The organism is Acinetobacter sp. WCHAc010034, assembly GCF_001696615.3.
GTDB lineage: Bacteria > Pseudomonadota > Gammaproteobacteria > Pseudomonadales > Moraxellaceae > Acinetobacter.
Map to the genome: position 1 here is coordinate 2,990,765 of NZ_CP032279.1, position 15,222 is coordinate 3,005,986.

13 protein-coding genes, 1 tRNA gene and 2 pseudogenes are annotated in these 15,222 nt (G+C 48.9%); 10 read left to right on the forward strand and 6 right to left on the reverse strand.

What is annotated here, in order from left to right; genetic code table 11:
* Nucleotides 1–12: 12 nt before the first annotated feature.
* Nucleotides 13–390, reverse strand: coding sequence for a diacylglycerol kinase (locus tag BEN74_RS16025; RefSeq protein ID WP_068913635.1), 378 nt, complete (start codon nucleotides 388–390; stop codon nucleotides 13–15).
* Between the two features lie 385 nt (nucleotides 391–775).
* Here BEN74_RS16025 and BEN74_RS16030 point away from each other — a divergent pair, with 385 nt between their 5' ends.
* The 3 genes from BEN74_RS16030 (at nucleotide 776) to BEN74_RS16040 (ending at nucleotide 6,144) form a co-directional block, all read left to right on the forward strand.
* Complete coding sequence (locus tag BEN74_RS16030) at nucleotides 776–3,868, forward strand: multidrug efflux RND transporter permease subunit (protein ID WP_068913637.1); 3,093 nt, start codon at nucleotides 776–778, stop codon at nucleotides 3,866–3,868.
* A 251-nt stretch (nucleotides 3,869–4,119) separates the two neighbouring features.
* Nucleotides 4,120–5,457, forward strand: a complete 1,338-nt coding sequence (gene mgtE, locus BEN74_RS16035; RefSeq protein ID WP_068913639.1) for a magnesium transporter — start codon at nucleotides 4,120–4,122, stop codon at nucleotides 5,455–5,457.
* 93 nt (nucleotides 5,458–5,550) lie between these two features.
* Nucleotides 5,551–6,144 carry a DUF4112 domain-containing protein gene (locus BEN74_RS16040; RefSeq protein WP_068913642.1) on the forward strand — a complete coding sequence of 198 codons (594 nt, stop codon included), beginning with the start codon at nucleotides 5,551–5,553 and terminating at the stop codon, nucleotides 6,142–6,144.
* A gap of 135 nt (nucleotides 6,145–6,279) precedes the next feature.
* Here the strand turns inward: BEN74_RS16040 and htpX are convergent, their stop codons facing one another.
* Nucleotides 6,280–7,185, reverse strand: a complete 906-nt coding sequence (htpX, locus tag BEN74_RS16045; RefSeq protein ID WP_068913644.1) for a protease HtpX — start codon at nucleotides 7,183–7,185, stop codon at nucleotides 6,280–6,282.
* 133 nt (nucleotides 7,186–7,318) lie between these two features.
* Nucleotides 7,319–8,179, reverse strand: a complete 861-nt coding sequence (locus BEN74_RS16050) for a lytic transglycosylase domain-containing protein (RefSeq protein ID WP_068913646.1) — start codon at nucleotides 8,177–8,179, stop codon at nucleotides 7,319–7,321.
* Nucleotides 8,180–8,680: 501 nt separating this feature from the next.
* Between BEN74_RS16050 and ttcA the strand changes: the two genes are divergently transcribed.
* Both ttcA and BEN74_RS16065 read left to right on the forward strand, forming a co-directional pair.
* Complete coding sequence (gene ttcA, locus BEN74_RS16060; protein WP_068913649.1) at nucleotides 8,681–9,607, forward strand: tRNA 2-thiocytidine(32) synthetase TtcA; 927 nt, start codon at nucleotides 8,681–8,683, stop codon at nucleotides 9,605–9,607.
* 224 nt (nucleotides 9,608–9,831) lie between these two features.
* On the forward strand, nucleotides 9,832–10,215 hold the full coding sequence (locus BEN74_RS16065) for an SCP2 sterol-binding domain-containing protein (protein WP_068913655.1): 384 nt from the start codon (nucleotides 9,832–9,834) through the stop codon (nucleotides 10,213–10,215).
* 70 nt (nucleotides 10,216–10,285) lie between these two features.
* Here the strand turns inward: BEN74_RS16065 and BEN74_RS16070 are convergent, their stop codons facing one another.
* Nucleotides 10,286–11,398, reverse strand: coding sequence for a transglycosylase SLT domain-containing protein (locus tag BEN74_RS16070; protein ID WP_068913657.1), 1,113 nt, complete (start codon nucleotides 11,396–11,398; stop codon nucleotides 10,286–10,288).
* A 364-nt stretch (nucleotides 11,399–11,762) separates the two neighbouring features.
* Here BEN74_RS16070 and greB point away from each other — a divergent pair, with 364 nt between their 5' ends.
* The 4 genes from greB (at nucleotide 11,763) to BEN74_RS16095 (ending at nucleotide 13,428) form a co-directional block, all read left to right on the forward strand.
* On the forward strand, nucleotides 11,763–12,266 hold the full coding sequence (greB, locus tag BEN74_RS16075; protein ID WP_068913660.1) for a transcription elongation factor GreB: 504 nt from the start codon (nucleotides 11,763–11,765) through the stop codon (nucleotides 12,264–12,266).
* Between the two features lie 79 nt (nucleotides 12,267–12,345).
* A tRNA-Ser gene (locus BEN74_RS16080) sits at nucleotides 12,346–12,435 on the forward strand.
* 241 nt (nucleotides 12,436–12,676) lie between these two features.
* Entirely contained in the window at nucleotides 12,677–12,883 is a 207-nt protein-coding gene (locus tag BEN74_RS16085; protein WP_162898203.1) for a hypothetical protein, read from the forward strand.
* 206 nt (nucleotides 12,884–13,089) lie between these two features.
* On the forward strand, nucleotides 13,090–13,428 hold the full coding sequence (locus BEN74_RS16095) for a hypothetical protein (protein ID WP_068913666.1): 339 nt from the start codon (nucleotides 13,090–13,092) through the stop codon (nucleotides 13,426–13,428).
* A gap of 16 nt (nucleotides 13,429–13,444) precedes the next feature.
* On the opposite strand, the pseudogene BEN74_RS16100 reads toward BEN74_RS16095, so the two are convergent.
* Nucleotides 13,445–13,546 (reverse strand): annotated as a pseudogene (locus tag BEN74_RS16100) (IS982 family transposase); the annotation flags it as partial.
* Between the two features lie 310 nt (nucleotides 13,547–13,856).
* On the opposite strand from BEN74_RS16100, the gene BEN74_RS16105 reads away from it, so the two are divergent.
* Nucleotides 13,857–14,624 (forward strand): hypothetical protein, encoded by a 768-nt coding sequence (locus BEN74_RS16105; protein WP_228200364.1) that lies wholly within the window; start codon nucleotides 13,857–13,859, stop codon nucleotides 14,622–14,624.
* Between the two features lie 85 nt (nucleotides 14,625–14,709).
* Here the strand turns inward: BEN74_RS16105 and BEN74_RS16110 are convergent.
* Nucleotides 14,710–14,877 (reverse strand): annotated as a pseudogene (locus tag BEN74_RS16110) (IS982 family transposase); the annotation flags it as partial.
* Nucleotides 14,878–15,222 lie beyond the last annotated feature (345 nt).

Consider the following 15,222-nt stretch of genomic DNA (forward strand, 5'->3'; position numbering starts at 1 on the left):
TGCCTTCAAGCGCTATTGCTGAAAAATAATAATAGCCCATGTCAGGAAAATAATGCTCAAGGCGACAAACTGGGCAGCGCTGCCCATGTCTTTGGCATTTTTAGACAGCTCATGGCGTTCCAGCGAAATGCGGTCTACGGCAGCTTCAATGGCGGAATTGAACAGTTCCACAATCAGCGCCAGCAGGCAGGCGGCGACCATTACCGCCTGTTCAGCGCGGCTGACATCCAGAACAAAGCTGAGCGGAATCAATACGGCGTTAATGAATACAATCTGGCGGAAAGCAGCTTCATTCTGAAAAGCGGTTTTAAAGCCGGAGATGGAATATTGCGTGGCATTCAGCACGCGCTTAATGCCGGTTTTGCCTTTAAACGGAGAGGATGCAGTCATATTGGGGCTTGCAGTTTGAAATTAAGCCTATCTTAAAGCATGAAGCTGAAAGAAATCTGAAAATTTGATTTAAATTCCTGACCTTATTTTATTGGACAGGCATCCGCTTAAATTATGCCAGTGAAAACGAGCAGGCTTCGCGCCTTCCGCAAAATGCGCTGAAAGATGCCCCGGCAGGAAAGCTTGAAGGCATCTGCTGCTTCCCGGAGCCGGCGAATTCAGCCTGCGCCTTCATAATTCCTCCACATTGCCGCCTGTTTCACTGTTTTCTGTTGGTTGGGCTTGTTTTTTTCAGCTTAGTCACTGAATATCCATACTTATTTGTTATCAAAATGATTGCGTTCGATAACAGGTAACACCGTTAAACTGCGAGTACTCCGGCCCGATGCTGTCCAAATTCTTTATTCACCGTCCCATTTTTGCAGGCGTGCTGGCCATTATTGTGATGGCTGTCGGCCTGTTCGCTGCGCTGAATCTGCCTGTAGAGCGCTATCCCGACATTGCGCCGCCCAAAATTAATGTCAGCGCGGCCTATACTGGGGCTTCTGCGGAAACCGTGGAAGAAAGCGTTACCCAGGTTCTGGAGCAGCAGATTAAGGGCATTGATAACCTGCTGTATTTCAGTTCCAGCAGCGACTCTTCCGGGCGCAGCCGCATCAGCATCAGCTTTGAAAACGGCACCGACCCCGATACCGCGCAGGTGCAGGTGCAGAACGCCATCAATGGCGTGATCCGCCGCCTGCCGGAAGATGTGCAGCGCCAAGGGGTGAATGTCTATAAATCGCTGGGCGATACTCATATGGTGATTGGCCTGTATGATGCTTCCGGCGGAAGTTCAGGCATTGAATTGTCAGACTATTTGATGACGCATCTGGAACAGGATATTGCCCGGATTGAAGGCGTGGGCGAGGTTGATGTTTTCGGTTCGCAGTATGCCATGCGCATTTGGCTGAACCCGCTGCAGCTGAAGCAGTACAGCCTGATGCCAAGCGACATCCGCGCCGCTGTAGAGGCGCAGAATACTCAGGTGGCTGCCGGCGCGGTAGGCGATTTGCCGGCGCTCAAAGAGCAGTATCTGAATGCCAAAGTCACTTCAGGCTCACGCCTGAAAACCGCGGAAGAGTTTGAAAATATCATCATCAAGTCCGCGCGTGACGGCAGTTTTGTGTATTTGAAGGATGTCGCCCGGATTGAGCTGGGCGCGGAAAATTACCAGTCTTTCAACACCATCAACGGCTATGAATCGGCGGGGATGGGCATCTCACTGGCGTCCGGCGCCAATGCCCTGCAGACCTCTGCGCTGATTCAGCAGGAAGTAGAGCATCTGTCGCAGCAGCTGCCGGCCGGCTATAAAATTGTTTATCCGCGCGACAACACGCCCTTTGTGCAGGAATCCATCAAGGAAGTGATTAAAACCCTGTTTGAGGCGGTGGCTTTGGTGGTGGCGGTGATGTTCCTGTTTCTGCAGAACTGGCGCGCGACTTTAATTCCGGCCATCACCGTGCCGGTGGTGATCTTAGGCACTCTGGCGGTACTGTACGCAGCCGGCATGACCGTCAACACCTTGACTCTGTTTGCCTTGGTGCTGGCGATAGGCTTGCTGGTGGATGACGCGATTGTGGTGGTGGAAAACGTGGAACGGCTGATGCATGAGCAGGGCCTGACGGCTAAGCAGGCATCGATTGCATCCATGCAGGAAATCAGCGGCGCGCTGGTCGGCATTACCTTGGTGCTGACCGCGGTGTTTATTCCGATGGCATTTTTCGGCGGATCAACTGGGGTGATTTACCGCCAGTTTTCCATCACCTTGGTGGCGGCTATGGCGCTGTCGCTGATGGTGGCGCTGATTTTAACCCCTGCATTATGCGCAATTATCTTGAAGCCGAACCCGCAGCAGGCCGCATGGGCGCGCTGGTTCAATCAGAAGCTGGACGCGCTGAAAAACAGCTATGCCGGCCTTTCGCAGCGCGCGATGCAGCATAAAGCCATCTGCCTTGTGCTGTTTGCCGGCCTGATCTGCGTTTTTGCGCTGTTTTACCGCGCCTTGCCGACCAGCTTTATTCCCAGTGAAGATCAGGGCATGCTGTCGGTGCAGTTTAAGCTGCAGGACGGCGCGCCGATTTCCAAAAGCCGCGAAGTGGGCGAAACTATCCGCCAGTATTTCCTGGATCATGAAAAAGACAGCATCAGTCTGGTGATGATCCGCTATGGGCGCAATTTTTCCGGAACGGGGCAGAATCTGGGGCAGGGCTTTATTGCGCTGAAGCACTGGGATGAGCGCTCAGGCGCGGAAAATTCCGTGCAGGCCATCCGCGAGCGCGCTATCCAGCATTTTAAGCGCTATCCGGATGCGCAGGTGACGGTCAGCATGCCGTCTTCGGTCAGCGGGCTGGGCCAGACCGATGGCCTGGAATTCTGGATCCGTGATATCGATGGCCAGGGCCGCGCCTTTCTGGATGGCAAATTCAGCGCGCTGCAGGCCGGTTCAGGGCAATACCGCAGTTTTGAAAATCTGGATAAGAAATCCAATCCGGACAAAGCCGAGCTGAAAGTCAATATTGATCAAAAGCAGGCGCTGGCTTCGGGCCTGAGCCAGTCCGCCATCAACAGCACGCTGTCCGCGGCTTGGGGCGGGGCTTATATCAATGACTTCATAGACCGCGGGCGGATTAAGCGCGTGATGATGCAGGGCGATGCCGAATTCCGCTCCAAGCCGGAAGACCTGCAGTACTGGCATGTGCGCAATGACCAGAACCAGATGATTCCGTTCAATCAGTTTTCCGCGGTAGGCTGGAGCGGCGGGCCTGAAGTGGTTAAGCGCTTCATGGGCTACACGGCGCTGCAGCTGGAAGCGGATACCGCCAAAAATGTCAGCACTGGGCAGGCGATGCAGGATGTGCAGCATCTGGCGGATCAGGAATCCGGCATTGATGTGGCGTGGAGCGGCCTGTCCTATGAAGAGCGAAAATCCAGCAATCAGGCGGCTTGGCTGTATCTGGTGTCCATCGGCTTTATTTTCCTGTGCCTGGCTGCGCTGTATGAAAGCTGGAGCATTCCGGCCGCGGTGATGAGCGCGATTCCGCTGGGCATCGGCGGCAATATTCTGTTCAGCTATTTCGCCGGCTTTCCGAACGATATTTACTTCCAGATTGCGCTGCTGACCACCATCGGCCTGTCCTGCAAAAACGCCATTTTAATTGTGGAGTTTGCCTCTCTGGCGCAGGAAAAAGGCCGCAGCGCGGCGGAGTCAGCGCTGGAAGGCGCGGCCTTGCGCTTGCGCCCGATTTTAATGACTTCTTTAGCTTTCGGCGCCGGGGTGGTTCCGCTGGTCTTCGCTTTTGGCGCTGGGGCAGCCAGCCGCCAGGAAATCGGCGTCAGCGTTTTAGGCGGAGTAATTTTCGGCACGGTGCTGGTGCTGCTCTTCATTCCATTCATGTATGTCATGATCCGCAGTGTGTTCCGGCTGAAGCGTGAATAGTAAATAACTCTTTGAATTGTTGGAGTTTTGAAGCAAAAGTTGAGCTGGATGAAAATTATCCGTATGATGGGCGCGCCGCATAAGCGGTCAAGAGAGGATCTATTTCCTAAATGGACAGGCATTGTTGTCATCTATTCCTATTTTCAGATTGTGATATTCATCTTGCTCAGGATGAAGGCGCGGCGGATGCTCTAAAATAAAGAGCACAGCCTCCTTGATGCTGCGCAGGATGCACAGCACAGGGGGCTTTCATGGGCTTTAATAATTTTCTTTACCTTTTAAATGAGGCGCTGAGCAGCAGGCAGATTGAGCTGGCGCTGGATTCGGTCAAAACCTTCCGGGCCGCCGACTTGGCCGATGTGCTGAGCCAGCTTCCCTTGGAGAACAGCCGGCTGCTGCTGCAGCATTTGCCTGACCGGGCCTACGTCTTTTCCTATCTGGCGCCTGAAGTGCAGGTCAAATTCGCCAATGTTCTGGCGCGCAATACCCTGGCTGAAATTGTCGGAGAGATGTCTTCAGACAAGCGCGCAGACCTGTTTAAAAAACTGAACCGCGAACAGCAGAATGCCTTGCTGCCGGCATTGGCGCAGGCCGAGCGGGAAGATATCCGCCAGCTGTCTTCTTATCAGGAAGGCACCGCCGGCGCGGTCATGAGTTCGGAGTATGCGACCTTAAAGCCTGAACTGAGCGTGAAGCAGGCCATCAGCATGCTGCGCCTGGAAGCGCCGGATACAGAAACCATTTATTTTGCCTATGTGCTGGATGAAGCGCGCCGGCTGCTGGGCGTGGTTTCGCTGAAGCAGCTGATTCTGGCGCAGGAAGAGCAGACGGTTTCCGGCCTGATGGCGACCAATATTGTGTCAGCTTATGTGGATGCCGGTCAGGATGAGGCCGCTAAAATAATTGCGCGCTATGACCTGCTGGCCCTGCCGATTATTGACCGGCAAGGCGTGATGGTCGGCATTGTGACCTATGATGACGCCATGGATGTCGCCAGTGAAGAGGCGACTGAAGACTTCCTGAAAGCCGGCGCGGTGAATGCCGGCGCGAAGCTCAGCCTGAAGTCGGCGCCAATCCTGCAGCTGTATCAAAAGCGGGTGTTCTGGCTGGTTTTTCTGGTCTTCGGCAGCCTGCTGTCCGGGCTGGGCATTGCGCATTTTGAAGACATCATCGCCGCCCATATTGTGCTGGTGTTTTTCCTGCCGCTGCTGGTCGGCAGCGGCGGCAATGCCGGCTCGCAGTCTGCAACCCTGATGGTGCGCGCCTTGGCCACCGGCGATGTGGATTTTAAGGACTGGTTTTACCTGCTGGGGCGGGAAAGCCTGGTGGCGCTGTGCCTCGGCGGCACAATGGCCATTGCGGTTTCAATTTTAGGCTATTTCCGCGGCGATGAAATGGTGGCGCTGGTGCTGGCGCTGAGCATGCTCGGCATTGTGTTGCTGGGCTGTCTAATCGGCATGAGCCTGCCGTTTATCCTCAACCGCTTCGGCATGGACCCGGCCAGCGCTTCCGCGCCTTTAGTCACCTCAATTTGCGACGCCACCGGGGTGCTGGTGTATCTGTTCATCGCCGGGCAGCTGCTGTTTTAGCGCCGGCATGGGCAGGGCGGATAAGCTAATCCAACATACTTTAGCCCGCAATTATGCTTTATTTTCAACAGTACAGATCAGTTTAGGCCCGTTATGCCAGTAAAAGCGCAGGAAAAAAGATTAACCCGGCAGGAAGTGATCCGCCTGGAGCGCGATTTGGCGAAATTCGCCAATATGATGGATTCCGTGGTGCGGATTCCATTCACCAAGCAGGGCGTGGGCGCGGACGCCGCCTTAAGCGCCATTCCGGTGGCCGGCGATGCCGCCGGTTTTGCGCTGACCTGCTATGCCATTTACAAAGCCCGGCAGATTGGCGTGCCGCAGGAAAAGCTGAGCCCGGTGCTGAAAATGGCGATGCTCGATGCCGTGGTCGGCTTTATTCCAGTTTTAGGCACAGTCTTTGATATTTTTATCCGCCCGAGCCGCAAAGCGCTGGAGGTGGTGCATGAGCATATCCGCGCGGAATACCAGATCCGCAGCGATGCGCATGTGGTGCATCCTTTCCTGCACGAAAATCTGGAACAAAAGCAGCAGCGCTCGGCGTTTTGGCGCAATCCTATCGCAGCCTGGATTTGGCTGCATATTCCAGACCTGTTAGGCCTGCTGTTTATTCTGCTGCTGCTGTTCGCCATGTGGATGGGCGGGGCATGGCTGTGGCAGTGGCTTCAAGGCATCAATGCCGGATAATAGGGGAAGCATCTGGAGCTTGCAGGCAGGCTGTGCTGCCTGCGGCTGAAAGCGCAAGCTGCATAGCAGATCAGGCGCTGGCGGATTAAAAAAGCCTCCGGATGGAGGCTTCTTTATGGCGTTGATGCGCTGCGCTTATGGGCAGTCCAGCTGCTGCAGGGCCGCCACGCGCTGTTCAATTGACGGGTGAGTCTGGAACAGGGCAGCTAAGCTGAAGCCTTGTTCCTTGCCTTCCGCAATTGCAAACGCTTTCATTTCTTTCGGCATTTGATCCGGCATTTCGGATTCAGCCTGCAGGCGCAGCAGCGCTGAAATCATCGCCTGCTTGCCGGCTAAGCGGGCGCCCGCTTCATCGGCGCGGTATTCGCGGTGGCGCGAGAACCACATGACAATGGCGGAAGCCAGAATGCCGAAGACGATATCCAGCACAATGGTAATGACGAAGTAGGCGATGCCCGGCGCTTCGCCGTCTTCGCGGCCAAAGACGTTGCGGTCAATAAAGTCGCCGGCAATGCGGGCGAAGAACATCACGAAGGCGTTGACTACGCCCTGAATCAGCGCCAGCGTCACCATGTCGCCATTGGCTACGTGGCCAATTTCGTGCGCCAGCACCGCGCGCAGCTCATCCTTATTCATGCGTTCCAGCAGGCCGGTGGAAACTGACACTAAGGCGTCGTTTTTGTTCCAGCCGGTTGCAAAGGCATTGGATTGATAAGACGGGAAAATGCCGACTTCAGGCATTTTAATGCCCGAGCGCTGAGCAAGCTGGGCAACTTCCTGCAGCAGCCATGCTTCAGCCTGGCTGCGGGGAGCATTCGGGTCAATAAGCTCAGTACCGGTGGTTTTTTTCGCCATCCATTTAGACATGAACAGGGAAACCAGAGAGCCAACCATACCGAAGACAAAACAGATCACCAGCAGGTTGCCGATGTTCAAGCCTCCGGCGCCATGGTAACTGCCGACACCGAAGAGTGACAGGATAATGCCAGCCACAACCAGTACCGCGAGGTTGGTTAGCAAGAACAAACCAATCCGCATCATTGAGAAAATCCTCTTATTAGATAAAAATAATCTGATTTGCTAATTAAAATCATTGCATCAAATATGAGGTGAAAGCCTCAATAATTCAAGGAAAAAATAGTAAATCAGCAGCAAAAGTTAAAATAAGCCGCGCTTATTCTTTGAAATAGATCCGCGCTGAGGCCGATGCATTGGCAGTGGCATAAGAGCCCGGCGCATCGGTGAAGCTGCCGTCCGCGTTCTGAATGATCGCGCGCTGCTGGCGTGAGGCTTTATTCTCCGGCGCGGCTGCCGGCTGCCCGTAATTGCTGGAGCTGGCGATGATCTGCCCGCGGGAAGGGGCTGCCGGAATATCGCTGACTATGCCGGAGCCGCCGGCGTACAGATTGCTGTAGCGGCTGGTGACGCGGCGCACATAGTCCTGGGTTTCGCGGAACGGCGGAACGCCGCCGTATTTCCGCACATTGCCTTCGCCGGCATTGTAGCCGGCCAGAACCAGCGCGGTGTTGCCGTTAAAGCGCTTGGTCAGCCAGGCCAGATAGCGCGCGCCGGCCATAATGTTCTGATAGGGGTCATAGGCATTCGACACATTGAAGCGCCGGGCGGTGGCCGGCATCAGCTGCATCAGGCCCTGCGCGCCGACAGGCGAGCGCGCATTGACATTGAAGCCGGACTCGGTGTGCATCACCGCTTTAATCAGGCCTTCGGAAACGCCGTGCTGCTGGGAGGCCTGCTTAATGATATGGTCAAAGGCATCCTTATTGCGGCTGTAGCTGGGCAAAACCGAAGATTCGCTGGCGCCCCAGTTGCTGTAGGAGTGAATATTGCTGTCAGGATAATAGGTCGCCTTGACTTTGGTCAGCGAGCGGTCTGAGCTTTTGCGGTTGGTCAGCAGGGTGCTGCCTTTATTGTCTTTGTAGATATAGATTTGACCGGCGTGAGCGGATGCAGCGCCCGCTAAGGCCGCCGCTGCGCTGCATGCGTAGAGTGCAAATATCCCAAATTTATTGTTCATTGTAGTATTAGAAAAAAATTCTGTCCCCAAACAGTTATATAAGAGTTTAGCAAAAAAAAGCTGATTGAAAAGGCTTGCGCGGTTTATTTCTCAGCTGCTTTGTAAAAATCAAGTCAATTTGCTGATGGAATAATCAAAAAAAAATTTTAATTTTTTTTAGCCGGCATCGCTTGACAGGGTTAAGTTATTGAAAATAAATGAACTTTAAATTGATCAAAAAGTGATCAATTTAAATAGAAGCCTTAAAAGATGGGCAGGACACCCTGTCAAGCCGTTTTAAATCCACAAAGTTATCCACAGGTTTTGTGGAAAACTGTGGAAAAGTCCAAAAGATAAGCATCTTGGCGGAAAAATAAACGCAACCGTTCAAAATAGCACCGGCTGCATGACCTGCAGATGACATTATTTTTACATTTTTCCAAAATCGCATTCTTTTGATGCGGGGCGGGGCCGAATCGGATAAAATTGCGCGGTATTTTTATTTATGGGTAAATCTCGTCTATGTACTCGCCCGTTGAGTCCGAACAAGGATTTAATTTCAAGCCCGAACTGCCGACCAGTTCTGCGTACTACCGTTTGCTGAAGAAGCTCCGCCGCCAAGTGGGGCACGCCATTCGTGACTTTAACATGATCGAAGACGGCGACAAGGTGATGGTGTGCGTTTCCGGCGGTAAAGACAGCTATACCTTGCTGGATATCATGCTGCAGTTTCAGCGCATTGCGCCGATCAGCTTCGATGTGGTGGCAGTCAACTTAGACCAGAAGCAGCCGGGCTTTCCGGAAGATATCCTGCCGCGTTATTTGGAAGAGAATAACATTCCCTATTACATTCTTGAAAAAGACACCTACAGCATCACCAAGCGCCTGACGCCGGAAGGCAAGACCTACTGTGCGGTCTGTTCGCGCCTGCGCCGCGGCTCGCTGTACGGCTTTGCGCAGGAAATCGGCGCAACCAAAGTGGCCCTGGGCCATCACCGCGATGATATTCTGGCGACCTTTTTCCTGAACCTGTTCCACGGCGGCAGCCTAAAGGCGATGCCGCCTAAGCTGCTGTCGTCCGACAAAAAGAACATGCTGATCCGTCCGCTGGCCTATGTGGAAGAGAAGGACATCATCAAGTACGCGGAAATGCGCAAGTTCCCGATTATTCCATGCAACCTTTGCGGTTCGCAGGAAAACCTGCAGCGCGCCATTATTAATGACATGCTGCGCGAATGGGACAATGCGCATCCGAAACGCCTGCACAGCATTTTCGGCGCGCTGCAGAATGTTTCGCCTTCGCAGCTGGCGGACCGCGAGCTGTTTGATTTTGAGGCTCTGGACAGCCAGCGCGAGTTTGACTTCAAAGGCAGCTGTTCTACCGAAGAGGCTGCTGAAGGCGAAAACAAGCGCATCAATATGGTCAATTTGGGCTATGCTGCGGAATAGCCGCCGCCTGAAGCTGAAAAAAGCATCTTTAGTTTAAAGGTGCTTTTTTTATGTTTTTGATTTATATCAAAGCTGTACAAGAAATATAAAAACTGAACGCCGCGTGCAAAAAACTTTAGGCAGAACTTCCTTTTACATGCTATAACAGGCTTCAAGCACAATAGCTTCAAAAGATGCGGCCTGGATAGGCTTCACGCAATGAACAAATAAATTGAGGAAACATCATGCCTGCTTTTCTAACTGATGATTGGTTTTCAACTGTTGAGACTCTTACCGCGCAAGCCGGCGACTTGAACCTGCCGCCTGCGCTGGCGAACCTTGCAATCAACCTGGTGGTTGCGGATGCTTCAGGCAATACTGAATTATCTTTAGATGGCGGCGCAATTAAAAAAGGCCTTTCCGGCAATGCCAAAACCACGCTGATTATGGATGCGGAAACTTTGCGCAAAGTATTCCTTGAGTTTGACATGGCTGCCGCCATGCAGGCCTTCATGACCGGCAAAATCAAAGTGCAGGGCGACATGTCCCAGCTGATGGCGCTGCAGACGGCAAAGCCGAGCCAAGAGCAGAAAGACCTGTTCAAGCGGGTGCTGGAGCAGACTGCTTAATCCGCTTTCAGCAAGAAAAAAAGCTTACCTTAATAAAGGTAAGCTTTTTTTATACCGTAGGCTTTTGCAATCAGATGTTCACCAGCTGCGGCGTGGTCTTGATGTGCTCTAAATAAGCGCGGATGCGCGTCACATACTGCACAGCCTGGCGGTAGCGGCCATTGCCGGCTTTGTTGCGGTCCAAATAGGCATACAGGTTGACCCACTGATCCGGATCCTTGCCTTGCGCCTTAATGCGCGACTGGATCTGGTTTACGGCGCCAGGCCCCATATTGTACGCCACCAGCGCATACCAGTTGCGGTCCGGATAAGGAATGTCCGAATAGCGGTCCAACATCTGGTCATAGTATTTTGCGCCGCCTTGAATGCTTTGCGCAGGATCCGTGCGGTTGCTGACCCCCATGGCCTTGGCTGTGCTGCTGGTCAGCATCATTAAGCCGCGCACGCCTGTGGGAGAAACAGAGTTCGGCTTCAGGTAAGATTCCTGATAGCCGATGGCGGCCAGCAGATGCCAGTCCAGATCATACTGCTCGGCAGTGCGCTGAAAGCTCGCCTTGTAAATCGGCATGCGGCTGTTCAAATCGCGCTGAATCGAATTCCACGATTCCTGCTTGATCAGGTTGCGGTTATAGAATGAGGCCAGCTGCTGCAGGATGCCGTTTTGCTTGGAGCGGCAGACAAAGCCGCTGGCGGTTTGGCTAAGCGGGTCATCTGCATGCTTGAACACCCAGTTCAGGTCTGCATTCAGGCCATTTTTCTGCAGGGAAGCGGTTTCGCCGCAAGAGGCGGAAAATGAAGTCAAATGCTTTTCTTCAATGCTCTGGATGCTGGCGGTAGTCATGGCAAAGCTGGCTTTGCCCTGCTTGACCCATTTCAGCGCAGTGGCGTTGTCATCCACTGTTTTGAACTCAAGCTTGACATTCAGGCTGTCTGCATAGTTGCGGACCAGATCATAGCCGAAGCCATGAAAGTGCGCGCTGTCTTCAAAGACGGTGGTTGGATTAACCACTGAAACAACAACAAGCTTGCTGCTGTTGACAACGTTATCGAACTGATACGTTGTTTTGCTTGCGTTAATGCTGTGGAATGGAAGTACAACAGTACTGAAGGCAAGCGCTTTAATTGAGATGGATTTAAGTGAGCTAAGGCAAAGCCTCGACCCAGAAGTTGAACTACTGTGCATGTTGTCTCCGCTACAAGTATTTATGCCCTAAAAAGCCAAGGCGGCAGGCCTTAAAACTTTTACAAGTTAGATAAATCCGATAAGGGTTGGGCAGTCATGACGTCATTCAAAATGACTTGGGAATGAATCGAAAATTATGCAGAAAAACTGCAGTGATTAAAAAGTGATCTGAGTTAAAAGATGTGCGAATAATAAAGATGAAAAAAAGCCTTGTCAAATTTTGTACTTGAATTATTTAAAATGTGTAACATAAGCATATAATTTAATTAAGAAATTAATTTTATAAGCTTCTTTTGTGCTGAAAATGGGGATAAAATGTTCAGTTCCTGTAACTCAAGCCTGCGTGCTGAAGCCTCAAATTATTATGAAGTCTAACTTAATTACCCGCGGCGGACACGATTTGCTGGCCGCTGAATTAAAGCATTTGTGGCACGAACAGCGGCCGGAAATCACCCAGAAAGTCAACTGGGCGGCCAGCCTGGGCGACCGCTCTGAAAATGCCGATTATCAGTATAATAAGCAGCTGCTGAGGAAAATTGACCGGCGCGTCCGCTATCTGGGCAAGCGCCTGGAAGAGCTGCGCATTGTCGATTATTCGCCGGAGCAGGCAGGGAAAGTTTACTTTGGCGCCTGGGCCGATATTGAAAATGAAGCCGGCGAGCAGCGGACTTTGCGCATTGTCGGCGTGGATGAAATTTATGACCATCATCCGCAGCATGTTTCAATTGATTCGCCGATGGCGCGCGCGCTGCTGGGCAAGCAGGTGGATGATGAGGCGGAAGTGCTGACGCCTTCTGGAAAAAAACGATGGTATATCAATGCAATCCGCTATGAGCAGCCTGAAAATGCGCCGAATTGGCGGCAATGATTTTATTTTGACCAGTTGAAGCGGGAAATGCGGAAAAGTATTTGCCAAACTGCGGTTTTATTTATATTATGGCGCACATGGAAGCGTGGCAGAGCGGTTTAATGCACCGGTCTTGAAAACCGACGAGGGCGCGAGTCCTCCGTGAGTTCGAATCTCACCGCTTCCGCCAAATATCTAAATAAGCCCTTGTTTTTACAAGGGCTTATTTTTTATCTATAGTTTTACCCCACAACCTACCCCACATAAAACTTTGGATTGGATCAAACTAAAACCAACGATATAAGACAGGTTAGGACAGCTGCTTCATTTGGTTTAATATACTTTCATGTTATCGAAGTCTGATTTTATATTGATATTATTCCTTCAATATCAGTAATGAAGTATTAAATTGATAAAAAAGGGGAATGGTTTTGAAAAATAAAAGTTATAAAGTGCATGCTAGTCATCAAATGATTACTAGCGTTGCCGAAATTTCTGCACTGATAGGTCAATTTTACTTCTATGATTTAAAGTTCGGTGATGATAATCAAATTGCTCAAATAGCAGTAGAAAAATTAATTTATAAAAAAATGGCAGAATTACTGAAGAAAATGCTATCGCTTTTCTCCAAAAAATGAATACCTGGAAAGCAGGCAGTTTTGATCACTTTATTGAGGCTGCAAGGCTTTTATTTGGAGATGATAGGCTTCAATTTAAACGAGTCAAGTTAGAGAATCTCTTCTTGTTGAGCCTACTGGGATACGTAAAGTTGGATCAACCTATGAAGTTACTCCAGATGGGCAAAGAAGGTTTTCTACAATGATTATTAACGGAGGAAATTAAAGTGTTAGATGTTAAAATCCCAAGTTGTGAAGACTTTATATCTATATTCGGCTGTAGTTGTGATATAGATAATGATTTTGTTCAATCAATCAAATTTGAAGATGCTGAAAATAATATTTTAAATATTAAGATAGGGCTTATTGATAATAGTGTGAGAGTAATTTTATTAAGTAATTCAAATAAAATTATTAATGATATCTATTTAGAGTCTTTACAGAATTTGGAAATAAATGAAGAAACACAAAAATTAAAAATTATTTTTAACTCTTCCTATAAAATTATACTAGAAATCAATTTATGGGAAGTTTTTGAAATAAATATAAGTGGAATGGTTTATTAATTAACCCCAATTTTGTTTAAGCCAATGATTCTATGATCTGAATTGTTGGCTTATTCTGATACTTTAATTGATATGCACATAAAGACGCATAGATCCTGCTTAAAAAGCCGTTGCAGGATATAACTATGTTCCTAAAACACTTAACTCTTCAAATACAAACATTGCTAACTCTCATTTGAATGAATATAAGTCGGAATTAGGACTGGCTAATCAGATCGTAGCGAAAAAAGGTCAAGTAGAGTTAAAGCAGTAGCTGAAGCTTTAGAAGCTATCGAAATGTCAAACTTACCGAGTAGTGTAAAACAAACTGCTTTAAGTAATCTTAGAGTTTACACATTTACTATCTATACTGTTGCCACAGGCAATTCTAAAAATTCCGTAATGTTTAATTGCATTAATAAAATATGTAAATAATTTTGAGTAAAAAAATGGTGTTTGACCCAAAACGGAAGAAAGAAATTTTTTATGAGTTTAAGCTTAATTACATGGAAAATGAGTCGAAAATATTTGATAGGGCAAAACCAATGGGTAATATTGCTCTACATTTGTTAGATGATATTATTTCGGGAATGTTAGTTCAATTAAAAAATGAAGTAGAAATATATTTACCAATAGTTCATAAGTGGTTAGATTTTTCAATTGAACGTAATGAAAAATTTGGTGAAGGCGATGATCTCTTATTCTATCATGCGCAACTTTTTAGGGGTAAAGCTTTAACTTCATGGGTCTCTGATAATATCAATGAACCACTTTATTGGGAAAAGGCACGATTATTATGGTCCAATTTTGATGATTCTAGTCGATCTGTCTATTCGAAAAGTAAGTATAAAACTGAGTTTCTAGATGATTATCTCCAGTTATGTTTGCAATCTGATAATTATTTTGAAGGCATTAGTCGTTTTGAAAAATATTATGGTAAGAAAAATATTTACATAAATAGAAAAATGACTCCACGAGAATATGGTTATTTATTATGTATGAATCATTTTGAGCCTAAGTATAGTAAGGAAGAGTTAGTATTGGCAGGAGAAAAAATGCTCATTAAATATATGAGCGAACCTTGGTTGAACATGGGTTTATATAGTTATGCTGCAACTTGGTTGAAAATTGTATATTGGGATAATGGCGATACACAGAATGTTTTCGATACTATTTGTAAAGCATATAATTGTTGTCCAGATATAAAAGCTATATAAATGTGATGCGACTTATATTAGCTAAAATCTGATCTGACAGTTCCCCATTTTTAATTACGCCTCATTTTCTTTAACTCAATCCTACTTAAGCCAATGATTTCATGATCTGAATTATTGGCTTATTCTGATGCCTTGATTGATATGTACATAACGAGGCATAGATCCCGCTTAAAAAGCTAGCAATACTGCAAGCTTTACTCGTCACTAAATTGTATTGTCCTTTCAATAAGCTGAATAACGTTTCTATTTTATTACCTGGCAGCAGCCATGCGTGACTGCATGACCATTGCAGTGACAGGAGCATTGGGGCAAACCGATGTTCAGGCAGCTACAAATGTGCTCGCATCATATGCTGCTCAGTAGATTGGTGAAAAGTATCTTGGGGAAGGCAAGAACGCCGCAGCACAAATGGCATCACATGCTATATTGGGCGCAGCCGTGGCTTATGTAAATGTGGGCAGTGTTCCTTTTATCAGGCCTACTGCCCAAGCCGCAGGCTGAATTTATGACGCATGAAAAGCTTTATCTTTTAACTCTTGATGCGGTGAAGCCATTCCGCTGTTAAAAGCGCTATCATAAGCGCATTAACGTTTTGGAA

Bases quoted from the DNA above. Each gene is read 5' to 3' on its own strand.
- BEN74_RS16040 (WP_068913642.1), top strand. From the start codon at position 5,551: ATGCCAGTAAAAGCGCAGGAAAAAAGATTAACCCGGCAGGAAGTGATC.
- htpX (WP_068913644.1), bottom strand. From the start codon at position 7,185: ATGATGCGGATTGGTTTGTTCTTGCTAACCAACCTCGCGGTACTGGTT.
- ttcA (WP_068913649.1), top strand. From the start codon at position 8,681: ATGTACTCGCCCGTTGAGTCCGAACAAGGATTTAATTTCAAGCCCGAA.
- BEN74_RS16105 (WP_228200364.1), top strand. From the start codon at position 13,857: ATGGTGTTTGACCCAAAACGGAAGAAAGAAATTTTTTATGAGTTTAAG.
- BEN74_RS16025 (WP_068913635.1), bottom strand. From the start codon at position 390: ATGACTGCATCCTCTCCGTTTAAAGGCAAAACCGGCATTAAGCGCGTG.
- BEN74_RS16050 (WP_068913646.1), bottom strand. From the start codon at position 8,179: ATGAACAATAAATTTGGGATATTTGCACTCTACGCATGCAGCGCAGCG.
- BEN74_RS16030 (WP_068913637.1), top strand. From the start codon at position 776: ATGCTGTCCAAATTCTTTATTCACCGTCCCATTTTTGCAGGCGTGCTG.
- greB (WP_068913660.1), top strand. From the start codon at position 11,763: ATGAAGTCTAACTTAATTACCCGCGGCGGACACGATTTGCTGGCCGCT.
- mgtE (WP_068913639.1), top strand. From the start codon at position 4,120: ATGGGCTTTAATAATTTTCTTTACCTTTTAAATGAGGCGCTGAGCAGC.
- BEN74_RS16065 (WP_068913655.1), top strand. From the start codon at position 9,832: ATGCCTGCTTTTCTAACTGATGATTGGTTTTCAACTGTTGAGACTCTT.
- BEN74_RS16070 (WP_068913657.1), bottom strand. From the start codon at position 11,398: ATGCACAGTAGTTCAACTTCTGGGTCGAGGCTTTGCCTTAGCTCACTT.